General features: G+C 66.0%; 25 protein-coding genes. 14 read left to right on the forward strand and 11 right to left on the reverse strand.

Going from position 1 to position 21,927, the window contains the following annotated elements; all coding sequences use genetic code 11:
* The first annotated feature begins 38 nt into the window (after nt 1–38).
* From tsaD to U4960_RS12045, 8 genes are all read left to right on the forward strand, one after another.
* Nucleotides 39–1,079 carry a tRNA (adenosine(37)-N6)-threonylcarbamoyltransferase complex transferase subunit TsaD gene (gene tsaD, locus U4960_RS12010; RefSeq protein ID WP_324260874.1) on the forward strand — a complete coding sequence of 347 codons (1,041 nt, stop codon included), beginning with the start codon at nt 39–41 and terminating at the stop codon, nt 1,077–1,079.
* A complete protein-coding gene (locus U4960_RS12015) occupies nt 1,076–2,080 on the forward strand; it encodes an NAD(P)H-dependent glycerol-3-phosphate dehydrogenase (RefSeq protein WP_324260875.1) in 1,005 nt (334 codons plus the stop codon). Before tsaD ends, U4960_RS12015 begins: the two co-directional genes overlap by 4 nt.
* Nucleotides 2,077–3,573, forward strand: coding sequence for a lipopolysaccharide biosynthesis protein (locus tag U4960_RS12020; protein WP_324260876.1), 1,497 nt, complete (start codon nt 2,077–2,079; stop codon nt 3,571–3,573). Before U4960_RS12015 ends, U4960_RS12020 begins: the two co-directional genes overlap by 4 nt.
* A gap of 49 nt (nt 3,574–3,622) precedes the next feature.
* Nucleotides 3,623–4,363, forward strand: coding sequence for an OmpA family protein (locus tag U4960_RS12025; protein WP_324260877.1), 741 nt, complete (start codon nt 3,623–3,625; stop codon nt 4,361–4,363).
* Nucleotides 4,364–4,489: 126 nt separating this feature from the next.
* A complete protein-coding gene (locus tag U4960_RS12030; protein WP_324260878.1) occupies nt 4,490–4,969 on the forward strand; it encodes a hypothetical protein in 480 nt (159 codons plus the stop codon).
* Nucleotides 4,970–5,037: 68 nt separating this feature from the next.
* Nucleotides 5,038–6,213, forward strand: coding sequence for an acyl-CoA dehydrogenase (locus U4960_RS12035; RefSeq protein WP_324263098.1), 1,176 nt, complete (start codon nt 5,038–5,040; stop codon nt 6,211–6,213).
* Nucleotides 6,214–6,390: 177 nt separating this feature from the next.
* A complete protein-coding gene (gene maiA / locus U4960_RS12040) occupies nt 6,391–7,038 on the forward strand; it encodes a maleylacetoacetate isomerase (protein WP_324263099.1) in 648 nt (215 codons plus the stop codon).
* Nucleotides 7,035–8,045, forward strand: a complete 1,011-nt coding sequence (locus tag U4960_RS12045; protein ID WP_324260879.1) for a fumarylacetoacetate hydrolase family protein — start codon at nt 7,035–7,037, stop codon at nt 8,043–8,045. The genes maiA and U4960_RS12045 overlap by 4 nt, the downstream gene beginning before the upstream one ends.
* A gap of 10 nt (nt 8,046–8,055) precedes the next feature.
* Here U4960_RS12045 and U4960_RS12050 read toward each other — a convergent pair whose 3' ends face one another.
* A complete protein-coding gene (locus U4960_RS12050) occupies nt 8,056–8,292 on the reverse strand; it encodes a DUF6356 family protein (RefSeq protein WP_324260880.1) in 237 nt (78 codons plus the stop codon).
* A 108-nt stretch (nt 8,293–8,400) separates the two neighbouring features.
* Between U4960_RS12050 and U4960_RS12055 the strand changes: the two genes are divergently transcribed.
* Both U4960_RS12055 and U4960_RS12060 read left to right on the forward strand, forming a co-directional pair.
* Entirely contained in the window at nt 8,401–8,871 is a 471-nt protein-coding gene (locus tag U4960_RS12055; protein WP_324263100.1) for an Lrp/AsnC family transcriptional regulator, read from the forward strand.
* Nucleotides 8,872–8,915: 44 nt separating this feature from the next.
* Complete coding sequence (locus U4960_RS12060; RefSeq protein WP_324260881.1) at nt 8,916–9,893, forward strand: quinone oxidoreductase family protein; 978 nt, start codon at nt 8,916–8,918, stop codon at nt 9,891–9,893.
* Between the two features lie 4 nt (nt 9,894–9,897).
* On the opposite strand, the gene U4960_RS12065 is transcribed toward U4960_RS12060, so the two are convergent.
* The 6 genes from U4960_RS12065 to U4960_RS12090 all read right to left on the reverse strand — a co-directional run bounded on the left by U4960_RS12065 (nt 9,898) and on the right by U4960_RS12090 (nt 15,042).
* Nucleotides 9,898–11,739 carry a SulP family inorganic anion transporter gene (locus U4960_RS12065; protein ID WP_324260882.1) on the reverse strand — a complete coding sequence of 614 codons (1,842 nt, stop codon included), beginning with the start codon at nt 11,737–11,739 and terminating at the stop codon, nt 9,898–9,900.
* Nucleotides 11,736–12,977 carry an NAD(P)/FAD-dependent oxidoreductase gene (locus U4960_RS12070; protein WP_324260883.1) on the reverse strand — a complete coding sequence of 414 codons (1,242 nt, stop codon included), beginning with the start codon at nt 12,975–12,977 and terminating at the stop codon, nt 11,736–11,738. Before U4960_RS12070 ends, U4960_RS12065 begins: the two co-directional genes overlap by 4 nt.
* A gap of 76 nt (nt 12,978–13,053) precedes the next feature.
* On the reverse strand, nt 13,054–13,467 hold the full coding sequence (locus tag U4960_RS12075; RefSeq protein ID WP_324260884.1) for a DUF6691 family protein: 414 nt from the start codon (nt 13,465–13,467) through the stop codon (nt 13,054–13,056).
* Nucleotides 13,464–13,667, reverse strand: coding sequence for a YgaP family membrane protein (locus U4960_RS12080; protein WP_324260885.1), 204 nt, complete (start codon nt 13,665–13,667; stop codon nt 13,464–13,466). Before U4960_RS12080 ends, U4960_RS12075 begins: the two co-directional genes overlap by 4 nt.
* On the reverse strand, nt 13,664–14,113 hold the full coding sequence (locus tag U4960_RS12085) for a YeeE/YedE family protein (RefSeq protein ID WP_324260886.1): 450 nt from the start codon (nt 14,111–14,113) through the stop codon (nt 13,664–13,666). The genes U4960_RS12080 and U4960_RS12085 overlap by 4 nt, the downstream gene beginning before the upstream one ends.
* Nucleotides 14,110–15,042, reverse strand: coding sequence for an MBL fold metallo-hydrolase (locus U4960_RS12090; RefSeq protein WP_324260887.1), 933 nt, complete (start codon nt 15,040–15,042; stop codon nt 14,110–14,112). The genes U4960_RS12085 and U4960_RS12090 overlap by 4 nt, the downstream gene beginning before the upstream one ends.
* A 75-nt stretch (nt 15,043–15,117) precedes the next feature.
* Between U4960_RS12090 and U4960_RS12095 the strand changes: the two genes are divergently transcribed.
* Entirely contained in the window at nt 15,118–15,774 is a 657-nt protein-coding gene (locus U4960_RS12095; protein WP_324260888.1) for a peroxiredoxin, read from the forward strand.
* On the forward strand, nt 15,771–16,103 hold the full coding sequence (locus U4960_RS12100) for an ArsR/SmtB family transcription factor (protein ID WP_324260889.1): 333 nt from the start codon (nt 15,771–15,773) through the stop codon (nt 16,101–16,103). The genes U4960_RS12095 and U4960_RS12100 overlap by 4 nt, the downstream gene beginning before the upstream one ends.
* Nucleotides 16,104–16,105: 2 nt before the next feature.
* On the opposite strand, the gene U4960_RS12105 is transcribed toward U4960_RS12100, so the two are convergent.
* From U4960_RS12105 to U4960_RS12120, 4 genes are read right to left on the reverse strand one after another with little or no spacing between them, the layout of a single operon-like run.
* Entirely contained in the window at nt 16,106–16,543 is a 438-nt protein-coding gene (locus tag U4960_RS12105) for a response regulator (RefSeq protein WP_324260890.1), read from the reverse strand.
* The gene (locus U4960_RS12110; RefSeq protein ID WP_324260891.1) at nt 16,528–18,507 is read right to left on the reverse strand and encodes a sensor histidine kinase; all 1,980 of its coding nucleotides are present in this window, start codon (nt 18,505–18,507) and stop codon (nt 16,528–16,530) included. The genes U4960_RS12105 and U4960_RS12110 overlap by 16 nt, the downstream gene beginning before the upstream one ends.
* Before the next feature lie 3 nt (nt 18,508–18,510).
* Entirely contained in the window at nt 18,511–19,161 is a 651-nt protein-coding gene (locus U4960_RS12115; protein WP_324260892.1) for a response regulator transcription factor, read from the reverse strand.
* 2 nt (nt 19,162–19,163) lie between these two features.
* Nucleotides 19,164–20,270: a sensor histidine kinase gene (locus U4960_RS12120; protein WP_324260893.1), complete on the reverse strand. Its 1,107-nt coding sequence runs from the start codon at nt 20,268–20,270 to the stop codon at nt 19,164–19,166.
* 190 nt (nt 20,271–20,460) lie between these two features.
* Between U4960_RS12120 and U4960_RS12125 the strand changes: the two genes are divergently transcribed.
* Together U4960_RS12125 and U4960_RS12130 are read left to right on the forward strand one after the other, a co-directional pair.
* Complete coding sequence (locus tag U4960_RS12125) at nt 20,461–21,060, forward strand: hypothetical protein (RefSeq protein ID WP_324260894.1); 600 nt, start codon at nt 20,461–20,463, stop codon at nt 21,058–21,060.
* Nucleotides 21,061–21,190: 130 nt separating this feature from the next.
* Complete coding sequence (locus U4960_RS12130) at nt 21,191–21,868, forward strand: OmpW/AlkL family protein (protein WP_324260895.1); 678 nt, start codon at nt 21,191–21,193, stop codon at nt 21,866–21,868.
* The last annotated feature ends 59 nt before the right edge of the window (nt 21,869–21,927 follow it).

The following is a 21,927-nucleotide window of genomic DNA, read 5'->3' on the forward strand; positions in this document are numbered from 1 at the left end:
GCTTGCCCTAGCGGCGCAATTTGTTCAGGGGAAGCACCATGGGCCTGGTCCTCGGCATAGAATCAAGCTGCGACGAGACGGCAGCAGCCCTGGTGACCACCGGGCGGGTGATTCTCGCCCAGCGGATTGCCAGCCAGGACGCGGAACACGCCCCCTACGGCGGCGTCGTGCCGGAAATCGCCGCCCGCGCCCATGTCGAGCGGCTGGCTCCGATGATCGAGGCCGTGCTGGCCGATGCCGGGGTCGAACTGCGCGATTGCGATGCCATTGCCGCCACCGCCGGGCCCGGCCTGATCGGCGGGGTGATGGTGGGGCTGGTCACGGCCAAGGCGCTGGCCATGGCCAGCGCAGTGCCGCTGATCGCGGTGAACCATCTGGAAGGGCATGCCCTGTCCCCCCGGCTGGCCGATCCGGGGCTTGAATTTCCCTATGCCCTGCTGCTGGTTTCGGGCGGACATTGCCAGATCCTGCGGGTGGACGGGGTTGGCCAGTATCGCCGCATCGCCACCACGATCGACGATGCGCTGGGCGAAGCCTTTGACAAGACCGCCAAGATCCTCGGCCTCGGCTTTCCCGGCGGCCCGGCGGTAGAGCGGCTGGCGCAGCAAGGCGATCCGCGCGCCGTTCCCCTGCCCCGCCCGCTCAAAGGCAGCGCCGAGCCGCATTTCAGCTTCGCCGGGCTGAAGAGCGCGGTTCTGCGGGCCAGCGAAAGCGGGCTTCACGCTGACGCCGATATTGCCGCCAGCTTCCAGCAGGCCGCGCTCGACTGCGTGCTCGACCGGCTGACCCGCGCGCTTGACGCGATGGAGCCGGTCCCGGCGCTGGTCGTGGCGGGCGGCGTGGCGGCCAACCAGCGCATCCGCACCGCGCTGGAGGAACTGGCGGACGAGCGGGGAATGCGTTTCGTTGCCCCGCCACTGGCCCTGTGTACCGACAATGCCGCGATGATCGCCTGGGCGGGATGCGAGCGGTTGGGGCTGACGGATTTCCGCGCCGACCCGCTCGATTTCGTCGCCCGCCCGCGCTGGCCGCTCGATCCGCTGGCTGAACCGGTGCGCGGTGCGGGGTACAAGGCATGAGTGCGGCAAGCGAACGGGTCGGCGTAATCGGCGCCGGTGCCTGGGGCACGGCACTGGCGCAGATGCTTGCATCGGACGGGCGCGAGGTGATCCTGTGGGCGCTGGAACCGGAACTGGTCGAGGCGATCAACCGGGACCGGCGCAACCCGCTCTACCTGCCGTCTGCCACGCTGGCCGACACGCTCAAGGCCACCGGCGATCTGGCCGATCTGGCCGCGTGCGAGACGGTGCTTGCCGTTACCCCGGCCCAGCATCTGGCACGGGTCCTGGGCGGGCTGGCACCGGCCCCGCGCGACCTCGTCCTGTGCAGCAAGGGGATCGAGGCAGGCAGTGGCCGGCTGATGAACCATGTCGCCAGCGAAGCCATGCCGCAGAGCGCCGTCGCCGTCCTGTCCGGCCCGACGTTCGCGCACGAGGTGGCCGCCGGATTGCCGACAGCGGTGACCCTCGCCTGCAGCGGCGGTCAGGCGCAATGGGCGCGGCTCGCCCCTGCCATCGCAAGGCCCGCGTTCCGGCCCTACTATTCCGACGACGTGACCGGGGCGGAAATCGGCGGCGCGGTCAAGAACGTCCTCGCGATTGCCTGCGGGGTGGTCGACGGGCTGGGCCTGGGGCAGAACGCCCGCGCCGCGTTGATTGCGCGCGGCTATGCCGAGATGCTGCGGTTCGGCGAGGCGCTGGGCGCGCGGGCAGAAACGCTGTCGGGCCTGTGCGGCCTCGGCGATCTCGTGCTGACCTGCTCCTCCACCGCCAGCCGCAACTTCTCGCTCGGCAAGGCGCTGGGCGAAGGCGGTTCGGCGGCCGCGCTGATGGCTGACCGGCGCACCGTGGCCGAGGGCGCGCATACTGCCCCGGTGCTGCGCGACCTCGCCCGCCAACACGGTGTCGACATGCCGATTGTCGCCGGTGTGACTGACCTGCTCGCCGGTGCCCCGGCCGTCGCCGTGGTCACCGCTCTGCTGAACCGCCCCTTGCGCGCCGAAAGCCACCCGGCAGCGTGACCGAACAGGCCAACCAGGGCGATATCGCCGCGCTGGCCAAGGGCGGGCGGACCAATTTCATCGGCTTCCTGCTGCGCCTGCTGGCGCGCCTGCCGTTCCTGTTCATCGCCGGTCGGCTCTACGGGGCAGACGCGCTGGGCCGGTTCGCCTCGGCCCTGGTGGTGGTCGAACTGCTGGCGATGCTGTGCTCGCTCGGCGAGAAGCGCGGGCTGGCCCAGCGGCTGAGCGAGGGCGAAGGCCTGCGCCCGGCCAACGTGGTGTTCGACGGCATCCTGCTGGCGCTGGCCTATTCGGTGGTTGCGGGCATCGTGCTGTGGTTCTTTCCGGAACCGATGTTCCCGTCGGGCCAGTACAGCGAGCTCGACAAGCTGCTGGTGCTGGCCATCCCCGCCTTTGCCCTGACCGAGATCCTGCTCGCGGCGCAGGCTTACCGCTATGACATAGCCACCACCGTCCGCGCCCGCGCGGTGATCGAGCCGTGGACGATCTCGATCATGGCCGGCGTGTTTTTCTACACCGGTTTTCGCGAAGCCGGGCTGTCACTGGCCTATATCGTTTCGATCTACGCCGGGCTGGCCGCCGCGGCCTGGTCGTTCCTGCGCGACTACGGCCTGCCGAAGGACTGGCGGCCGCAACCGCAGGCCCTGTGGCGCCAGACCATGCGCGCACTGCCGCTCGCCACGGCCGACGCGGTCGAGTGGGGCACCCGGCGGCTCGACATCTTCATCCTCGGCTTTTTCGCCGCTCCGGCAGCGGTAGGCATCTATTACATCGCCCAGCAGGTCGCCAGCCTACCGCAGAAGCTGAAGACCAGCTTCGAGCCGATCCTCGGCCCGGTCATCACCCGCAATCTCAAGGAAGGCAATCTCGGCGCGATTGCCAAACAGGTCGCGCAGGTCGGCTTCTGGATTGTCGCCGCGCAGGCCGGTATCGCTCTGGCGCTGGGCGTGCCGGGCGAAGCGGTCATGGGGCTGGTCGGGCCGGAATTCGTCGGCGGCACGGGCGCGCTCGCATTCCTGCTCGCCGCCGAAGTGGTTGCCGCCACTGCGGTCGTCTCCGAAGCGGCACTGGTCTATGTCGCCCGCAAACGGAACCTTGCCATCTCGCTTGCCACCATCGCACTTCAGGCCGCGCTGACGGTGGGCCTGATCGTGCTGGTCCAGAACCTCGGCTACGGCGAGCCCCACAAGGCAGCAGCAGCGGCCATTGCCCTGATGCTGGCGCTTGGCGCGGCCTCGCTGGTCAAGGCGTGGCTGCTGTCCCGCATCCTGGGCCACCGGGTCAACAACTGGCGCTGGGCACTGGTCTGGGCTGCGGCACCGGCGGTGCTGGTCGGCTACCTCGCCACCCTGATGCCCGAATGGGTGGAACTGATCGTCGGCGTGCCACTGATCCTGCTGACCTATGGTTGGGTGATCTGGAACCGCGGGTTCGGCCCGGAAGACCGGGTGCTGTTCCGCAAGAACCTGAGCGGCGACAAGCCACAGGATTAGGCGCATGTGCAGGGTTCCGTCTGCGCCCCTCCCCCGCTAAGCCGGACCAATGCCGATCCGCCCCGCCCTTGCCCTGACTGCCGGTGCCGTGCTGACCGCAGCGCTGGCCGTTACCGGCGCGCGCGTCACCACCCCGGCATTGCTGGAACGGTTCGAACAGGATGCGGTTGCGGCCATTGCTGCAGCGGGCGGCACGCCAGTCTCGCCCGATTTCCGCGGACTCGGTGACCTCGCATCTCGCCACCCGACCCTGTCAGGCGGGGAAGCGATGGACGATGCTCTACGCGAACAGATTGCCCGCGCGATCGCTGCCGTACCTGGCGTCGGCGGCGTGCGCTGGGCCGACAGCGAAATGAAGGCACAAGGCAACGAACCGGTGTTCGCGCCGCTGCACTGCCAGGATGACGTCAATGCCCTGCTCAAGGCGCGCAGCATCCGGTTCGACGAAGGCCGCAGTTCCATCGATGCAGGCAGCCGCCAGTTGCTGGATGAAGTTGCCGCCGCGCTGCGCCCGTGCCTGGGCAGCATTATCGCGATCACCGGCCACACCAACGGCACGGGCAACGAAGCCGCAAACCTGGCCCTGTCTCAGGAACGGGCCGATGCGGTGCTGGCCGCGCTGATCGCGCGGGGCATCCCTGACGAAGGCTTGCGTTCGGTGGGGGTCGGCTCGGCCCGGCCCGTCATCGGCCTGCTGCCCGAAGACCCGGCGAACCGCCGGATCGAGTTTTCCGTGGTTGCGACAGTGCCGCTGCAACCGACCCCGATCGATACGCCGAGCGCGCGGTAGGAGCCCCGGGACCATGCCGATCGTGTTCGAACTCGTACTGATGGCGCTGGCGGCTTATGCTGCAGGGTTCGGGCTCGGCTGGCTCGTCTGGGGGCGCGTCGGCCGCAAGGAAGGAGAAGACACCGCATGATGGAACTGGTGGAAGCAAACTGGATATTGCTGGTCGCCGCGCTGCTGATCGGCCTGCTGGTGGCATGGTGGATCTTCGCCGCCAGCCGCAAGACGCGGGTCTCGGGTGACAGGCGCGATGTGCTTGACGAGGGTGCCGATCCGGCCACGCGCAACCAGGCGCTGATTGACAGTGCGGCGGCAGCCCGGGCCGATACACCCGTCCCCATTCCGCAGGCGATTCCGGTTGCGGCCGCCGCAGGGGACGACCTGACCCGGATCAAGGGCATCGGCCCCAAGCTGCGCGACGTGCTGGTCAGCCTGGGGGTGACCCGGTTCGACCAGATCGCAGGGTGGAGCGATGAGGACATCGACCGGATCGACGCCCGGCTAGGCCGGTTCGAGGGGCGCATCCGGCGCGACAACTGGGTTGAACAGGCAAAACTGCTCGCCGCCGGCGACACGGCAGGATACGAGAACCGCTTCGGCAGACTCTGACCCTTGCAGGCATAAGCCATCCCTGCAAAGGGGCATAAAACTAGTTACAGGAGAAACTTGTGGCAGGCATGGTTCCCTTCAATTGGGAAGATCCGTTCGACCTCGAAACCCAGCTGACCGAGGACGAGCGGATGATCCGCGATGCCGCGCACGGGTTCGCCCAGAGCGAACTCCAGCCGCGCGTGCAGCAGGCTTTCCGGGATGAAGCCGATGCCCCCGAACTGTTCCCGCTGTTCGGGCAGGCTGGCCTGCTCGGCGCGACCATTCCGGTTGAATATGGCGGCGCGGGCGCCGGCTATGTCGCCTACGGCCTGATCGCGCGGGAGATCGAGCGGGTCGATTCCGGCTACCGTTCGATGGCCTCGGTCCAGTCGTCGCTCGTGATGTATCCGATTTATGCCTACGGTTCGGAAGATCAGCGCCGCAAGTACCTGCCCGGCCTTGCTTCGGGCCAGCTGATTGGCTGCTTCGGCCTGACTGAGCCCGACGCTGGATCGGACCCGGCCGGGATGAAGACCGTCGCCCGCAAGGATGGCGATGGTTACGTGCTCAATGGCACCAAGACGTGGATTTCCAACGCGCCCTTTGCCGACGTTTTCGTGGTCTGGGCCAAGAGCGAGGCACATGGCGGCGGCATTCGCGGCTTCGTGCTGGAGAAAGGCATGGCCGGTCTTTCCGCCCCTAAGATCATGGGCAAGGTTTCCCTGCGCGCCTCCACCACCGGCATGATCGTGATGGAAGACGTGAAAGTGGGCGCCGACGCACTCCTGCCCGATGTCCAGGGGCTGAAGGGGCCGTTCGGCTGCCTCAACCGCGCCCGCTACGGCATCAGCTGGGGCGCGATGGGCGCGGCCGAGTTCTGCATGGCCGCCGCGCGCCAGTATGGTCTGGACCGCAGGCAGTTCGGCCGTCCGCTCGCCGGAACGCAGCTCTACCAGAAGAAGCTGGCCGATATGCTGACCGATATCGCGCTGGGCCTGCAAGCCTCGCTGCGGGTCGGCCGCCTGATGGACGAAGGCCGCTTCGCGCCCGACATGATTTCGGTCGTCAAGCGCAACAACGTCGGCAAGGCGCTGGAAATCGCCCGCGCGGCGCGGGACATGCACGGCGGCAACGGCATTTCGGACGAATACCACGTGATCCGCCACATGGTGAACCTGGAGACGGTCAACACCTACGAAGGCACGCACGATGTCCATGCCCTGATCCTGGGGCGCGGGATTACCGGGATTCCGGCATTCTGATGCGGGCCGGCCGCAAGCTCTGTCCTACATCGCCGCAATGTGTCACGGTGATGCCATGATGCACTGTTCTTCCGCTTCGGTCTGGCTCGTTTCCGGGCAGCAGAGGCCCCTGACTTTTTTGCTTCAGGACAGTGTAACATGTGGTCCATGTCTACCGCCGAGGGGGGTGACCGCATGATACGCCTGCACGGCTACTACCGCAGTTCGACCACCTACCGCCTGCGTATCGCGCTGGAGCTCAAGGGGCTCGCCTACGACTACGTGCCGGTGAACCTGCTGACCTCGCAGCAGAAGGACGCGGGCTTCACTACCCGCAACCCGTTCGGCAGCGTGCCCTTGCTGGAAGCGGGCGGGCGTGACCGGGCGCAGTCGATGGCGCAGCTGGAATGGCTGGAGGAAGCCCACCCCGCGCCGCCACTGCTGCCTGCAGGGCTGGAGGACCGGTTCACTGCGCGCGAGCTGACCTACGCCATCGCGACCGAGCTCCATGCGCCGCTCAACCTGCCGGTGCTCAAGTACCTCAAGGACCCGCTGGGCCATTCGCAGGGCGAGATCGACGTGTGGTATCGCCACTGGCTTGCCCGCACCCTCGGGCCAGTCGAGCAGCGGCTGGCCCAGCTTGGCACCGGTGACTTCCTGTTCGATGCGCCCGGCCTGTTCGAGGTCGTGCTGCTGCCGCAGGTCTACAATGCGCAGCGGTTCGCGTTCGACTTTGGCGCCATGCCCCATATCCGCCGGATCGAGGCGGCCTGCCTCGCCATGCCCCAGTTCCAGCGCGCCCATCCCGACAACCAGCCGGACAACCCGGAAAGGACCATGCCATGAAGCTCGCCAGCCTGAGAGACGGAACCCGCGACGGCAAGCTCGTGGTGGTATCCAGGGACGTGACCCGGTGCTGCGCGGCGGACAACATCGCCCCTACGCTTCAGGCCGCGCTCGACGATTGGGACAACCTCGCCCCGCTGCTCGAAGCGCTCTACCGCGACGTCGAGCACCAGACCGTGCCGTGCGAGCGGTTCCACGAGCGCGATGCGCTCTCGCCCCTGCCCCGCGCCTACCAGTGGGCTGACGGCTCGGCCTACATCAACCATGTCGAGCTGGTGCGCCAGGCGCGCGGGGCCAAGGTGCCGGAGAGCTTCTACCACGATCCGCTGATGTACCAGGGCGGCAGCGACGGCTTCCTCGCTCCGCGTGAGGACATCCCGCTCGGCGATGTGGCCTGGGGCTGCGACATGGAAGGCGAGATCGCCTGCATTACCGGCGACGTGCCGATGGGCGTGACCAGCGCCGAGGCACTGGGCCACATCCGCCTGCTGACGCTGGTCAACGATGTGAGCCTGCGCGGGCTGATCCCGGGCGAGCTGGACAAGGGCTTCGGCTTCTTCCAGTCCAAGCCCGCCAGCGCCTTCTCGCCAGTGGCCGTAACGCCCGACGAGCTGGGCGACGCCTGGGCGGACGGCGTGATCAGGCTACCGCTGAATGTCGACCTCAACGGACAACCGTTCGGCCGCGCGAACGCGGGTGAGGACGCGACCTTCAGCCTGGCGGACCTTGTCGCTCATGCGGCCAAGACCCGCAGCCTGTGCGCCGGTTCGATCATCGGTTCGGGTACGGTTTCGAACAAGGGTGCCGATGGCGGCCCCGGGAAGCCGGTGGCGCAAGGCGGCCTCGGCTACAGCTGCATCGCCGAAATCCGCATGATCGAGACGATCCAGCAGGGTGCGCCCAAGACCCCGTTCATGCAGCCGGGGGACCGGGTGGCAGTGTGGATGGACGACGAGCACGGCCACTCGATCTTCGGCAAGATCGAGCAGACCGTGGTGCCTGTCTGAAAACTTGGGTCTAGATCACGAAGTCCATCACGCTGGGCATCTTGGAGCGATTGACCACCATCCGGTCATGCAGGGTGCGGATCTGCTGGCTGCCGGTCTTCACGAACAGGAACGGCAGCAGCCCGTGGAGGAGGCAGGCAATCCCGCCCGCAATCATCCGCAAGCCAAAGCCGCTCGCATGGGCGAGATGCTCGCCATAGGTCTCGCCGACTGATGCGGGGTGTTCGGTGAATGCCTTGCGGATCATGCGATGCGTCTCCCTGTTGAGGGGCACAATGCCACTGGTGCCGGGCAATATCATCCCAAATGCATCGCTTTCATCCGAAAAATGTGCAATACCATCCCAATGAAGGACATTACCTCGCAAATTGATGCTATCGACTGGCGTATCCTGCGCGTCCTGCAACGCGACGCCAGCCTGCCGGTCGCGGCGGTTGGCGAGCAAGTGGGCCTGTCTGCCAATCCGTGCTGGCGGCGCATCCGGCGGCTGGAGGAACTGGGTGTGATCCGCGGCCGGGTCGCTCTGGTTGCGCCTGAGGCGATCGGGCTCGGCACCTCGGTGATCGTCGCCATCCGCACCCGCCGGCACGATCCCGAGTGGCTCGAAGCCTTCTCCCGCGCGGTCGAGGCGATCGACGAGATCGTTGAATGCCACCGCATGGCGGGCGACATCGATTACCTGCTGAAACTCCGCGTGCGCGACATTGCCGACTATGACCGCATCTACCAGCGCCTGATCGCCCGCGTGCCCGACCTGTCGGACGTGACCTCCAACTTCTCGATGGAGCGGCTCAAGGAAACCACCGCCCTGCCCCTGCCGCTCTAGATTGGCAGTTGGACCCGCCCGCCAATCCATGCACAAGGCAGCCCATGACCTATCAGCGCGCGCTCATCACCGCCCATGGCGGCCCCGAAGTGATCGAATGGCGGGAGGAACCCCTACCCGCCCCAGGCCCCGGCGAAGTGCTGATCGCGCACGAGGCAGTGGGGCTCAACTTCATCGACACCTACCGCCGGCGCGGCATCTACCCGATCCCGCTGCCGAGCGGCCTGGGCATCGAAGCGGCCGGGCGGATCGTCGCGCTGGGCGAAGGGGTAACCGGCCATGCGGAGGGTGACCGGGTCGCTTACATCGGCCCCGGCCTGGGGGCCTATGCCACCCACCGGGTGATGCCCGCCGCCGCGCTGTTCCCACTCCCCGATCACGTCTCGTGCGAGGTGGCTGCTGCCGCACTGGTCAAGGCGTTTACGGTCGAGGCGCTGGTGGAGCGCTGCGCCCACGTAAAGGCGGGTGACACCGTACTGGTCCACGCGGCGGCCGGCGGGGTCGGCCTGCTGATGGTGCAGTGGCTGACGCATCTAGGGGTCGAGGTGATCGGCACAGTCTCCAGCGCGGCGAAGGAAGGGCTGGCCCGGGAAGCCGGGGCGGCCCACGTGATCCGCTATGACCGCGAACCGGTCGCGCCGCGCGTGCGAGACCTGACCAGTGGCAAGGGCGTGCCTGTGGTATTCGACGGGGTCGGCATGGACACATGGGAAGCCTCGCTCGATTCGCTCAGCCCGCGCGGATTGCTGATCAGTTATGGCAACGCCAGCGGCCCGGTCGAGGGCATCGGCCTCGGCGCGCTCGCAGCGAAGGGCAGCCTGTTCGTCACCCGGCCGACGATCTTCCACTACTACGCCACACCGGAGGAGCGCGATCTTGGCACCAGCCGGGTTTACGACCTGCTGCGCGCAGGCGCCCTGACCGTCACCATCGGTCAGCGTTATCCGCTGCTGGAAGCAGCACAGGCGCACCGCGACTTCGAGGCTCGGGTGACGACCGGCTCAGGCGTCCTGCTGCCCTGATGCCTCAGATCATCCCGCGCGCCATGTCGGGCGTCGGTTCGTCGCCCCTGCCGTCGTCGGCGGCCAGCTCTGCAAAGGCGCGGTCCTGCGACAGGTAGACCCGGCCGTTCAGCTCTTCGAGGAAATGGGTCCGCTGGAGGTGGTCCATCACCGGCCCCTTCACTTCCGACAGGTGCAGGCCGATGCCGCCATCGACAAGGCGGTGGTTGATTGCTTCCAGGCTTTCGAGGCCTGACGCGTCGATCTCGTTCACTGCGCTGCACATCAGGATGACATGGCGCAGCTCGGGCCGCTCAGCGACGCGCTCCAGCACATATTCCTCCAGCCAGCGGGCGTTGAGGTAGGTCAGGCTCTCGTCGATCCGGATCGACACCACGTGCGGCACGGTGAACACCTTGTGCCGCAGCACATTGCGGAAATGCTCGGTCTCCGGCACCCGCCCGACAATCGCCGCGTGCGGCCGCGAGGCGCGCCACAGGTAGAGCAGCAGGCCGACGCCAACGCCCGCGATCACGCCAAGCTCGACCCCGGCCAGCAGGGTAATCCCGATGGTCGCCATGTGCGCGGCGAAATCCGGCTTCGAATAGCGCCACAGCTTGCCGGGTGTCTGGAAATCGACCAGGCTCAGCACCGCGACGATGATGGTTGCGGCCAGCGTGGCAATCGGCAGGTAGAACAGCAGCGGGGTCAGGAACAGCGAGGCGAGCGCGATGCCCACCGCGGTATAGGCCCCGGCGGCAGGTGTTTCCGCCCCCGCATCGAAATTGACCACCGAACGGGCAAAACCGCCCGTCACCGGGTAGCCGCCCGAGAAGGCGCTGGCGATGTTGGACGCCCCCAGCCCGACCAGCTCCTGATCCGGGGCAATCCGCTGGCGCCGCTTGGCAGCCAGTGTCTGCGCCACCGAGACGCTTTCGACAAAGCCGATGATGGAGATCAGCAGGGCGGGCACCCATAACTGTTCGATCAAAGTCAGGTCCGTCGATGGCAGGGCAAACGGCGGCAGGCCTTGCGGCACCGCGCCAACCAGCTTGACGCCCTTGCCCGACAGGTCGAGCAGGACCGCTGCCAGGATTGTCAGCGCCACTGCGACCACCGGCCCGGCCTTGGCCACGATATCGGCCAGGCGCGGCTTGAGCCCCAGCCGCACCAGCGCAGGCTTGGCCCCTTTGCGCACCCAGAACAGGAACAGGGTGGCGGGGACGCCAATCGCCAGTGTCCAGGAATTGGTCTGGGCAATCGACCGCGCCAGCGCGCCGAGCATTTCCGGCCAGGTCTCCCCGCCGGCCGACACGCCGAGGACATGCTTCAGCTGACTGGTGGCAATCAGCACGCCGCTTGCACTGATGAAACCGGAAATGACCGGATGCGACAGCAGGTTGGCAAGGAACCCCAGCCGCAGCAGGCCCATGATCACCAGCATCACACCCGAAAGCGCGGCCAGGGTGATCGCCGCCTCAAGATAGAGCGCGGTGCCCTGCGCCGCCACCGCGCCGGCGGCCGAGGCGGTCATCAGCGAGATCACCGCCACCGGCCCCACCGCCAGCGTGCGGCTGGTCCCGAACACGGCATAGGCGAATAAAGGGAGGATCGAGGCATAGAGGCCGACCACCGGCGGCAGGCCTGCCAGCAAAGCATAGGCAAGGCTCTGCGGGATCAGCATGATGGTGACGATCACCGCCGCCACCAGGTCGCTGGTCAGAACGCCCGTGTTGTAGGTTCGGCCCCATTCGAGAATGGGGAAGTAGCGCACCAGGGCCGGAGCGAACGGCCCCGGCCCCGGCGCGCGCCCGTTATGCGGGGCACCACCTTGCGGTGACGCTTGCGACCCGTCGGGCATTGTCATGCGGCATCCCGCAGCGTGAGCCTGGGTTTCGGCCGCACCAGCCACTCATGCCCCTTGAGCATTCCGTTCCAGTAGACCCACGGCAGCACTTCAGATTTGAGCAACCACGAAAGCCGCGCCGGGCGGGTTCCGTCGATCAGCCATTCGGGAAAACTCGGCAGGAGTTTCCCGCCATAGCCGAACTCCGCCAAGATGATCTTGCCGCGTTCGACCGTGAGCGGACAGGAGCCATAGCCGTCATAATCGATCGGCGGTGCCTTGCCGTCCAGCACGGCCAGCGCATTGACTGCGACCAAAGGCGCTTGCTTGCGGGCGGCGGCAGCGGTCTTCGCGTTGGGCATCGAACCGGCATCACCGGCACCGAACACGTTGGGATAACGCACGTGCTGGAGTGTGAACTGGTCGACATCGACGAAGCCGCTTTCCGCCGCCAGCGGGCTGTCGGCCACGAATTGAGGAGCCACCTGCGGCGGAACCACGTGCAGCATGTCGAAGGTGCGCTGCACTTCACCCTCGGCGGTCGCGAATGTGGCCGTGCGGGAGGGCCCGTCAACTGCAACCAGATTGGATCCCAGTTTCAGCTGGATTCCATAGCGTTCGACATATTCCATCAGCGCCGGGACATAATCGGCCACGCCGAAAAGCACGGCGCCCGCATTGCGGAACTCGACGTCGATATTGCCCAGAACGCCCGCTTCCTCCCACGCATCGCACGAGAGATACATCGCCTTCTGCGGCGCACCGGCGCATTTGATCGGCATCGGCGGCTGGCTGAAGATTGCGCGGCCAGACTTGAGGCCCTGCACGAGCTCCCAGGTGTAAGGCGCCAGATCATAACGGTAATTGGAGGTGACGCCGTTGCTGCCGAGCGTCTCTTCCAGCCCCGCGATCTTTTCCCAAGCGAGGCGGATGCCGGGGGCAACGACCAGGACCTGGTAAGTCAGCGTAGCGCCATCTGCCAGTGTCACCTGGTTGTGGTCGGGCTGAAACGTGGCTGCTGCCTGCCGTACCCAGGTTACCGCCTTCGGCATGACGCTCGCCATGGCCCGCCGGGTGACAGGTGCCTGGAACACACCGGCACCGACCATGGTCCAGCCAGGCTGGTAGAAGTGGTCCTCGCTTGGCTCGATGACGGCGATATCGAGCGACGGCCTGCGCCTGAGCAGCGAGGACGCGGTCGCGATGCCGGCAGCTCCTCCGCCAACGATGACGATATCATGATGCCTGGCAGTGGTCATGGGTCTCTCCTTCCCGTGAGAGGGGGCACATGACAGCGAGGCCAGACGGGGAAACCGGCCTTGCTGGCGAATACGCTTACCGTTCGACCAGGCGAACCAGACCCATCCCGGCGAGCATGGCGGCAATGAAGGTTGCTGCCCCTGCGGGCTCCAGCACCAGCGCTGCAACGCCTGGCCCGGGGCACAGGCCGGCAATGCCCCAGCCGATTCCGAACAGGGCAGACCCTGCAACAAGCTTGAACGTGAGGTCGCTGCGATCAGGCAGGGCGAACTTTTCCGCGAACAGCGGATGGGCCAGGCGCGGCTGGATGCGCCAGGCAATGGCCATCACGATCACCGCCCCGCCCATCACGAACGCCAGCGTCGGATCCCAGGCCCCGAACAGGTCGAGGAAGCCGCGCACCCGGGCCGGATCGGTCATCCCGCCCAGCGCCAGACCGGCACCGAACAGGCTGCCCGATGCCAGAGGCGGCAGCAGCCGCCGAATCATGCCTTCCCGCATGTGTCCATCCCCATCAGCCGGTAGAGCGGGCAGAAGCTCACCAAAGTGGTTGTTACGAAAACCGCCACCACGATCCAGGCCCCCAAGGCGAGCGGGCCGGCCAGGGTGCCGTTCAACGCCAAGACGGCCAGTATGGCAGCCACGATCAGCCGCATGGCACGGTCAAGCGGGCCCATGTTCTTCGTCATTGCAGGATCTCCAGTCCAAGAGCGTTCATCGCCGCCACCGTGGCAATGCCTGCCGCCATGAATGTGGCGGTGGCGACAATCGAACGTTGCGACAGGCGGCTCACCCCGCAAACGCCATGGCCGCTGGTGCAGCCGCTGCCGAGCCGGGTGCCAATCCCGACCAGCACGCCGGCAATGACCAGCGGCACCGGTCCGGCGAAGCTGGCTGGCAAACCGCCCGACGCCAGCGCGACAATCAGCGCACCGAGCGGCAGGCCGAGCAGGAACATCCACGCGCTCGACTTCGACATGCCGCTGTCGCTGAGGCCGGTTGCGCGAGCAGCAATGCCGGACACACCAGCGATCCGCCCTGCTCCAAGCAGCATCAGCGCAGCGGCCAGGCCGATCAGCACGCCGCCGCCCAGCCCCGCCAGCGGAGCCGCATCGGGAAATCCGGCCAGAGTCATACCGCGTTCACCGGAATCTTGAGGTAGCGCACGCCGTTGTCCTCCGGCTCAGGCATATGGCCGGCGCGCATGTTGACCTGCACGCTCGGCATGATGAGAGTGGGCATTCCCAGCGTCTTGTCGCGCGTGGTCCGCATGGCGACAAATTCGTCTTCCGAGATGCCGTCATGCACATGGACATTGGCGCGGCACTGCTCACCCACGGTGGTCTCCCACGCAAAGTGATCGCGTCCGGGTGCCTTGTAATCGTGGCACATGAACAGCCGGGTTTCCTCCGGCAACGACAGCAGGCGGCGGATCGACTGGAACAGGTGCCTAGCGTCACCCCCGGGGAAATCGGCCCTCGCTGTCCCGTAATCGGGCATGAAGATCGTGTCGCCGGCAAAGACGGCATCACCGATCACGAAGGCCATGTCGGCCGGGGTATGGCCGGGTACATGAAGGGCTATGCCTTCCAGCGCACCAATCCGGAACGTGTGGCCGTCCTCGAACAGGGCATCGAACTGCGATCCGTCACGCACAAAAGCACTGCCTGCGTTGAACAGGTTGCCGAACACTTCCTGCACAGTGGTGATGTGGCGGCCAATAACGATCTGCCCGCCGAGGATCCCCTGCAGGTAAGGTGCGGCCGACAGATGGTCGGCGTGGGCATGGGTCTCGATCAGGAGCACGACTTTCAGATTATTTGATTTCACGTAATCGATGATTGAATCAGCTGAATGGGTCGAAGTGCGGCCGGAAGGCGCATCGTAATCGAGCACCGAGTCGATAATAACCGCCTCGCTCGATGCAGCGTCGTGCACGACGTAGCTGACGGTGAAGGTCGCCTCGTCAAAGAATGCCTTGATTTCCGGACGGAGGGACGGGTCTGCTTGAGCGCGGGCCACCTGTCCGGCCGCCGCTTGAAGCACTGTGTCAGCATGTTCCATCGGGCATCTCCAATTTACTTTCGTAAAGTGTGTATATGTCTTGATTTCTGTCTGTCAAGCGGTATTGGAGAATGCATGACTGACCCCACCTCCCGCCCTGCCCCTTGTGCCGGCCTCCGCATTGGCGACCAGGCCCCTGATTTTACGGCGCGCAGCACGACCGGGCAGATCCGCCTGTCTGATTTCCGGGGCCAGTGGTTGATCCTGTTCTCGCACCCGGCCGACTTCACCCCGGTGTGCACCACGGAGTTTGTGGCGCTTGCGCGCAACGCAGCCGCGTTCGAGAAGCGCAGGTGCGCACTGATGGCCCTCTCGGTCGACAGCCTTTTCTCGCATTTCGCGTGGCTGAGACTGATCCGTGACCGGTTCGGGCTGGAAGTGCGCTTTCCCATAGTCGAAGACCCGACCCTGGTGATCGGCCGCGCCTACGGGATGGTTTCGGCGTTCGATACCGACAGCGCGACAGTCCGCACGACGTTCTTCATCGATCCGGAAGGCACGATCCGGGCGATGACGTGCTACCCCGCCAATGTCGGCCGCTCGACAGCGGAGATGCTGCGCATCCTCGATTCCTTGCAGGCAGTCGATGCCGAGGACGCGCTGGCCCCGGCCAACTGGGTGCCGGGCGAGCCGCTGCTGCGCCAGCCTGAAGCAACGCTCGACCGGGTCTATGCAGCAGATGGCGAAGCCGACTGGTTTCTTGGTGACGCCGGCAAAAAGGGTGCGCAATGAATCGCGACGGCCTGATCGAAGCGCTCAAGGCGCTCGCCCATCCGCTGCGCTACCGCATTCTGGAAGTGCTGCAGGATGCCGAACGCAATGTCGGCGAAATCGAGGAACTGACCGGCATCGGGCAGCCAGGCCTGTCACAGCAGTTGGCCGTGCTGCGCAGCGCCGGGCTGGTGCATACACGCAAATCGGCCAAGCTGGTATTCTATCGGCTCGATCCCGCCACCATGGGCGAAGTGCGGGGCGCGATCGGCAGGTTCGCGCGAGCGGCAGACGCGCCCAAACCGGCAAGGGCAGCCCCGGGCGCGGCCAATTTCGCCCGGTTGTCCTGACTTCAGACGGCCCGCAGTTTCTCGTAAAGCACGCGCGTTTCGAGCAGGTTGGAAATGCGCAAGGCGACCTCGATGACGTCGAACGGCTTGGCGACAAAATCCTTGGCTCCAAGTGACAGCGCCCGCCGACGGGCCTGAATGGTGGTATCGGCAGTCAGGACAAGAACCGGGCGGAACTCGTCCGGCCGATCATGCCGGGCAAAGGCTTCGAGCAACTGGAAACCATCGACCCCGGGCATCATCAGATCGAGCAGAACGAGGTCGGGCTCAAGCTCGACATAGGCAGCCAGCGCCCTTTCCGGATCGGTCAGGCCGTACACGTCGCTGTATCCTTCACGCTCCAGCAGGCTGCGTAGCAGGAGCACGTTGGCCTCCTCGTCATCGATGGCGAGTATTCGGCGCGACAGGATTTCGCTGCTGTCGATCAGGCGGGCGGGCATGGTTTGACCTCTGGGGATGCAGATGAAACACTGGAATTCGCGACAGAACCGGCGGCGTTTGCCATTGGCAATGTGAACCAGAAGCACGCTCCGTGCCCGGGCGCCTCGTAGCCGATCCTGCCGCCCATCGATTCGACCAGGCCTTTGGACAGGGCAAGCCCCAGCCCGGTGCCCTCGACCTTGGCCCTGTCCTCATGGCCCAGGCGGTCAAACGCCGTGAAGAGCCGCGGCACATCGGCCGGTTGTATGCCGGGGCCATCGTCCACCACCTCGACCCTGATCTCGCCGTTTCGCGGTTCGCTCGAGAGGCGGACAAAGGTGCCGCTGCGATTGTACTTTGCCGCATTGGCCACGAGGTTGAGGATGACCTGGATAACCCGGCGCCGGTCAGCCTGCGCGGCGGTGGGTGTGGAAGGGCGGACCAGATTGAATTCAAGCCCGGCATTGGCAACAATCGGCGCTGCCAGGGCATGGACCTCTTCCAGCAGGTCGTGGAGATCGATCTGCTCGATCCTCAGTTCTGCCCCGCCGGCCTCGATGCTGGAAATGTCGAGCAGGTCATTGATCAGCGAAAGCAGGTGGCGGCCCGCCTTGGTTATCTGGCCAATCGCCACGCGGTGCCGTTCGGGAAAGTCATCCTCGTCGATCTCCAGCAATTGCCCGAAACCGAGAATGGCATTGAGCGGTGTGCGCAGTTCATGGCTGGTGCGCGACAGGAATTCGCTCTTGGCGAGATTGGCCGAGACTGCCTCTTCCCGCGCCAGGCGCAGCGCCACTTCCGAGCGGCGCCGTTCGGTCATGTCGCGGGTCACCTTGGCGAAGCCCTGGAGCCGGCCCCGATCATCCCGCAGCGCGGTGATCACCACGTTGGCCCAGAAACGCGAACCGTCCTTGCGCAGCCTCCATCCCTCATCTTCGGCGGTGCCTCCCTCGCGCGCACGGTCCAGCATCCGGGCCGGTAGGAATGCGCGTGTTTCAGGCGGGTAGAACCTGCTGAAATGCTGGCCGAGAATTTCCTCGGCGTGCCACCCCTTGATCCGTTCCGCGCCCAGATTCCAGCTCGCCACCACCCCATCCGGATCAAGCGCGAAGATGCCGTAATCGCGCACCTGCTCCACCACCAGCCGGAACCGTTCCTCGCTCTCGCGGAGGGCCTGCTCACGCGCCCGCAGCAGGGCGCTGGCACGCGCGAGCCGCTGTGCAAGTCGGCCAAGTTCGTCGGCTTCCTCGGGCAACTGCGTCAACGGCTCGCCCCGGGCCAGGCTTTCCGCATTGCTTTCGAGGTTCCGCACCCGGCGGACAATGCCGGTCGAAAACAGATAGACTGCGGCAAAGCTTCCAAGCAATCCGACCAGCGCACTGATGGCCGTGAGCAGCAGGAAACGGTCCCGCACATCCTGCACCCGCCCGCGCCGCTGGTCGAGCAGCACGGCCTCACGACGCTGGATGTTCTCGATCTCGGTCCGCATCCGGTCGAGCACGATCTTGTTGGCGATCAGCGCCTCTTCCAGCTCCGGCGCACTGTTGCCTGCCGGCCCCGCCAGTTCAACGATCCGGCGCAAGCCTTCCCGCTTGCGCACGGCCAGGGCGCGCAATTGCTCGAACTGGCGGCGCACCACGGGATCGCGAATGTCACCATCGAGCCGCGCCATGGTTGCAGGCAGCACGTCCTCGGCCTTGCGGTAGGGTTCCAGAAACCGCTCTTCGCGGGTCAGCACATAACCCCGTGCCCCGGCGGCGGCTTCTGCCAGCAGGGCATGGACCTGATAGGTGTCGCGCTGGATGGCGAAGGCACGGCGCACATCGTCTTCAGCCCGTTCCTCGGCATTGCTGGCCAGATAGAGCGATCCCAGCGCACCGAGCAGGATCGCCAGCGGCAGGGCAACCACGACCAGCCCCTTGAAGGCCAGAGGTCGGTCGGTCCAGTACCGGGTCAGCGAGCGGGCGGGGCGAGCAGGAAGCAAGGGTCAGCCGTCCATCGCCTGCATCCGGGTGGCCATGACGGCGGCCTGGGTCCGGTCGGCCACCCCAAGCTTGCTGATGATGCGCTCGACATGGACCTTCACCGTGGCCGGGCTGATCCCCAGCCGCCGCGCAATCTCCTTGTTGGTCAGGCCATCCGCGATAAGCCCTACGACGTCCCTTTCCCGCGCGGTCAGCAAGGTGGTCACGTCGGCATTGCGTCCGGGCAAGGGTGCTGCCCGCATGGCGGCATTGACCAGATCAAGCGGAATGGCAGAATTTCCGGCCATGACCTGTTCGATCGCGGTAGTCAGGCCGCCGATGGCGGTGTCTTTCAGCACATAGCCAGATGCTCCGGCCGCCAGCGCCTCGCGCACATAAGCGGGCATATCGTGAAGCGTCAGCACGATGACTTTCACCTCAAGCCCCAGCGCAGCGATCTGCCGGGTAGCTTCCAGCCCGTCGATGCCGGGGCCGAGCCGGACGTCCATCAGCACCACGTCCGGCATCAGTTCGCGCACCAGGCCAATCGCTTCTTCACCGGTCGCAACTGCGCCCACGACCTCGATCCCGCTGGCCGAGAGCACTGCCCGCAACCCTTCGCGGGCCAGTTGGTGATCGTCGACGATCACGATGCGCGGGGCGGCCTTCGCCATTGTTACAGATTCTCCGGGAGATGGGCGGTCACGGACACCCCGCCTTGGATGCCCGCCAGCCAGTCGAGCGAGCCGCCAATGGCGGTCATCCTTTCCCGCATGACCTCGATTCCGACGTGGTTCCCGCCTGCTGTGCCATCGGCAGCCGCATGATCCGCAGCCAGCCCCCGTCCGCCGTCGCGGATGCGCAGAAAGCGGGCTCCGTTATCACCGGGTATGCGAAGCTCCAGCGCCACCATGCACGGTCCGCCAGCGTGTTTGCGAATATTGGAGACGGCTTCCTGCGCCACACGGAACAGAGCGGTTTCGACATGTGGCTGCAACAGCGCCACTTCGCCTTCAACGCTGAACCGGATGGTATAGCCGTCCGCCGCCAATCCGTCGGCCAGCGCGCGCAGGGCCGCCTCCAGCCCGAGATCGTCCAGCAGGGTCGGCCTGAGATTGCCGATCACCGCGCGCAATTCTGTCACCAGTTCGCGGGCGACGCCTGCCAGCCTTGCCCGATCGGTTACAGACAAAGCCTCGGCCCGATGTCCTTCTGCTCCTTCGAGAATGCGGACCAGAGCAGTCGCAGTCTGGGCAACGCCGTCATGCAGTTCGCGCGAAACCCGGCGGCGTTCGTCTTCCTGCGCGCTGAACATCCGTCCAACAAGAACTCCAAGACGTTGCTCCCGCTCTCGCAGGGCGGCGAGCAGCCGGGTGCGTTCGTGCTCGCGGCCGATACGGTCGATTGTCGCACCCATCAGTTCAAGATGCATTCGCACGGCGTCGCGATCTTCGGGATCGGGAATGCTCTCCAGCCCGGGCAGACCTTCAATCGATATCCGGCCAACCGGTTCGCCCCTGGTGCCAGGCCCCGGGATTGCGATACCCTCGCCGACACCACCCAGACTGACGGCAGCTCTGCGGGCGCCGACGAAAAAGGCCAGACGCTCACCGCTGCGCCTGAGCGCTTCTTCGATTGTGCTGGCCTCTGCCCGCGCCAGGTCCTGGGCCGTCTGCGACAGGAAGCGCATCCGGGCGGCGCGCGATTCTGCTGCGCGATAGAGCTCCCGCAGTTCGGCAATCGTCTCGATTGGCGGTTCCAGATGCTGCAGGTCGTCGCGCATGGCGCCTTTCTACCTGCTGGCGCGCAAAGCGCATAGGCCATCCGGCCTATGTCGGACGGCTCGCCAAGCGGCAGATTTTCGCCCTGTCCCGCTCACCTATCTCGCTGCCGATGGACAGGAGAGTGGCCCGGCGACCCCGGGTGACCGAATTCTTGTTCACACCGCCTGATCTTGCACAAGGAGCTGTGACATGAAGACTTTTTCGATCAAGACCCTCGGCCTCGCCGCTGCCCTACCTCTCGCTGCACTCGCTTCGCCGGCCATGGCACATGACCACGCCGGCCACAGTGCCGCCATGACGGCTGCCACCTACGCCCCCATAACTGTTCAGGAAGTCGAAGCAGCCCAGCGCGCCTGGGGCGATGCCCTGGTTGCGATTGCCACCGAATACGACACCAAGGGCCACGCTGCGGCCAAGAAGCTGGCTGGCGACGTGCTCGACAGCGCCTATGGCTACAACATGGGCCCGGTCCTGTTCAAGCCGACCCTGGCTGCCGCGCCCCAGACCTTCCGCACCGAGCGGGAAGGGGCGTTGGCCTACTTCGTGGGCGGGGACAGCAAGTTTGCCGGTGATACAGGCTTCGCGCTGAAGGGCTGGCGCAGCTACGAGATCAAGAACGCCGGCATCCTGATCGCCGGTAACTCTGCCACCTCGATGGGCAATGTCACCGTGATTGACGCCAAGGGCAACCGCACCACCGTCGACAAGACCTGGGGCTATGTCCGCGGGCCGGACGGCAAACTGCGCATCGTGCTGCACCACTCCTCGCTGCCGTATCAGGCCAACTGACGGCAGCCTCCCCCGTCCGGTCATGCCAGCGCGCCTCCCGCCATTGGCGCAGGCATGACCGGGCACCCCCTTCCCTGATCCCTCCCCACCCTTCCCTGGCATTGCCGTCGGGGAACAAGGAAAGCGCGTCATGAACACCAAGCGTAGTCTGGCCATCACCCTTGCTGCTGCGACCATGTCGTTGGCCGCCCCTGCCGTTGCCCAGAGCAATGACGTGGCCATTCAGATCAAGGGCTTCGTCACCGGAGTCCTGCCCGACGGGGCCATCACCGATGTCGAGACCGACCTGATCGGGCTGCCGGCCGGTTCGCAGACCCGCGCTACGGACTCGGTGGTACCCACGGTGGCAGTCGAGTACTTCCTCTCGCCCGGCTTCTCGCTTGAGACCATTTGCTGCATCACACCGCATGATGTGCGAGGCACAGGTGCGCTGGCCGGGGCCGAACTGATCAACAACGCGATCATCCTGCCCGCCACCGTAACCGCCAAGGTCCACTTCGATCTGGGCGGCGTGAAGCCCTATATCGGCGCAGGCCCGACCTACTTCCTGATCTTCAGCGAAGACGTAGGCGCGGATGCCGCCACGCTGGGCGCCACCGATGTCGACCTGTCGGACGAGCTCGGCTTCGTGTTGCAGGCCGGAATGGATATTGCGCTTAACGATCGTGGCCTCGGCCTCTCGCTCGATGCCAAGCGTTATTTCATCGGCACCACCGCCACCTTCCGCGCCGGGAACACGGTCGCACTCCAGACCGAGCACGACCTTGACCCATGGGTCCTCAGTGGCGGTCTCAGCTACCGCTTCTGATCTCTCACGAGCATGGCCGGGGGCAAGCCGACCTCCCGGCCATTTCGATTCTCACCAGC

It is taken from the genome of Altererythrobacter sp. H2 (genome assembly GCF_035319885.1).
In the GTDB taxonomy this organism is placed as follows: domain Bacteria; phylum Pseudomonadota; class Alphaproteobacteria; order Sphingomonadales; family Sphingomonadaceae; genus 34-65-8.

Coding starts and splice junctions, on each gene's coding strand:
- U4960_RS12030 (WP_324260878.1), top strand. CDS start 4,490: ATGATGGAACTGGTGGAAGCAAACTGGATATTGCTGGTCGCCGCGCTG.
- U4960_RS12065 (WP_324260882.1), bottom strand. CDS start 11,739: ATGACAATGCCCGACGGGTCGCAAGCGTCACCGCAAGGTGGTGCCCCG.
- U4960_RS12125 (WP_324260894.1), top strand. CDS start 20,461: ATGAAGACTTTTTCGATCAAGACCCTCGGCCTCGCCGCTGCCCTACCT.
- U4960_RS12130 (WP_324260895.1), top strand. CDS start 21,191: ATGAACACCAAGCGTAGTCTGGCCATCACCCTTGCTGCTGCGACCATG.
- U4960_RS12100 (WP_324260889.1), top strand. CDS start 15,771: ATGAATCGCGACGGCCTGATCGAAGCGCTCAAGGCGCTCGCCCATCCG.
- U4960_RS12105 (WP_324260890.1), bottom strand. CDS start 16,543: ATGCCCGCCCGCCTGATCGACAGCAGCGAAATCCTGTCGCGCCGAATA.
- U4960_RS12070 (WP_324260883.1), bottom strand. CDS start 12,977: ATGACCACTGCCAGGCATCATGATATCGTCATCGTTGGCGGAGGAGCT.
- U4960_RS12080 (WP_324260885.1), bottom strand. CDS start 13,667: ATGACGAAGAACATGGGCCCGCTTGACCGTGCCATGCGGCTGATCGTG.
- U4960_RS12090 (WP_324260887.1), bottom strand. CDS start 15,042: ATGGAACATGCTGACACAGTGCTTCAAGCGGCGGCCGGACAGGTGGCC.
- U4960_RS12115 (WP_324260892.1), bottom strand. CDS start 19,161: ATGGCGAAGGCCGCCCCGCGCATCGTGATCGTCGACGATCACCAACTG.
- U4960_RS12015 (WP_324260875.1), top strand. CDS start 1,076: ATGAGTGCGGCAAGCGAACGGGTCGGCGTAATCGGCGCCGGTGCCTGG.
- U4960_RS12025 (WP_324260877.1), top strand. CDS start 3,623: ATGCCGATCCGCCCCGCCCTTGCCCTGACTGCCGGTGCCGTGCTGACC.
- U4960_RS12050 (WP_324260880.1), bottom strand. CDS start 8,292: ATGATCCGCAAGGCATTCACCGAACACCCCGCATCAGTCGGCGAGACC.
- U4960_RS12060 (WP_324260881.1), top strand. CDS start 8,916: ATGACCTATCAGCGCGCGCTCATCACCGCCCATGGCGGCCCCGAAGTG.
- U4960_RS12035 (WP_324263098.1), top strand. CDS start 5,038: ATGGTTCCCTTCAATTGGGAAGATCCGTTCGACCTCGAAACCCAGCTG.
- U4960_RS12085 (WP_324260886.1), bottom strand. CDS start 14,113: ATGACTCTGGCCGGATTTCCCGATGCGGCTCCGCTGGCGGGGCTGGGC.
- U4960_RS12095 (WP_324260888.1), top strand. CDS start 15,118: ATGACTGACCCCACCTCCCGCCCTGCCCCTTGTGCCGGCCTCCGCATT.
- tsaD (WP_324260874.1), top strand. CDS start 39: ATGGGCCTGGTCCTCGGCATAGAATCAAGCTGCGACGAGACGGCAGCA.
- U4960_RS12120 (WP_324260893.1), bottom strand. CDS start 20,270: ATGCGCGACGACCTGCAGCATCTGGAACCGCCAATCGAGACGATTGCC.
- U4960_RS12075 (WP_324260884.1), bottom strand. CDS start 13,467: ATGATTCGGCGGCTGCTGCCGCCTCTGGCATCGGGCAGCCTGTTCGGT.
- U4960_RS12045 (WP_324260879.1), top strand. CDS start 7,035: ATGAAGCTCGCCAGCCTGAGAGACGGAACCCGCGACGGCAAGCTCGTG.